This is a genomic window from Fodinicola feengrottensis (assembly GCF_039530045.1).
Taxonomy (GTDB): Bacteria; Actinomycetota; Actinomycetes; order Mycobacteriales; family HKI-0501; genus Fodinicola; species Fodinicola feengrottensis.
Map to the genome: position 1 here is coordinate 1 of NZ_BAAANY010000052.1, position 587 is coordinate 587.

The following is a 587-nucleotide window of genomic DNA, read 5'->3' on the forward strand; positions in this document are numbered from 1 at the left end:
TGACCAAGCAGCAGAGGGTGTCGGCCAGGGCGTGGATCTTGGTCGTCAGCCCGCCGCGGGATCCTCCGATCGCGTGGTCGGCAGGTTCATCGGGCCGATTCTTGTCATTCGATGGAGCCCCCTGTGTCCAACGTCCCAGGCGGCCAGATAGGCCAGCGCCCCCGGCACGCTTGTATTCGTGCTCAACGCGCATCATGCGGGCCCTGCCCGAAGGCAGCGTGGGATGGCAGCGGCACCGGGCCTGGATGCTGGTCTTCTCATCCGCGCAGACCACGAAATCGTTCGGGCCCAGAGGCTGACCGTCCCAGATCCCGGCGTATAGGTCCAGGACACGACCGGCCTTGGCGGCGAAGTCAGGGTCGCGGATGGCGATCCAGGACCGGTGCGGCCACGGTTTGAGCAGGTCCGCGGCCAGCCAGCGCCGCACGGTGGAGGCACCCACCAATGCCTGGCAGCGGGCGGCGAGTTCCCGGGCGATCTCCGGGCAACTCCACCGCGACAACGGCACATCGTGTTCGGCCGGCAGCGAGCCTGTCACGATTTCTGTGTAAGCCGGAGGTGATTGGCTTACTTGTCTTATTATATCA

At 65.8% G+C, this 587-nt stretch carries 1 protein-coding gene; it reads right to left on the reverse strand.

All coding sequences use genetic code 11. From position 1 onward, the window contains the following. Nucleotides 1-538 (reverse strand): transposase (locus tag ABD301_RS41145; RefSeq protein ID WP_486320513.1); only part of this gene is annotated, 538 nt, incomplete at its 3' end. Nucleotides 539-587 lie beyond the last annotated feature (49 nt).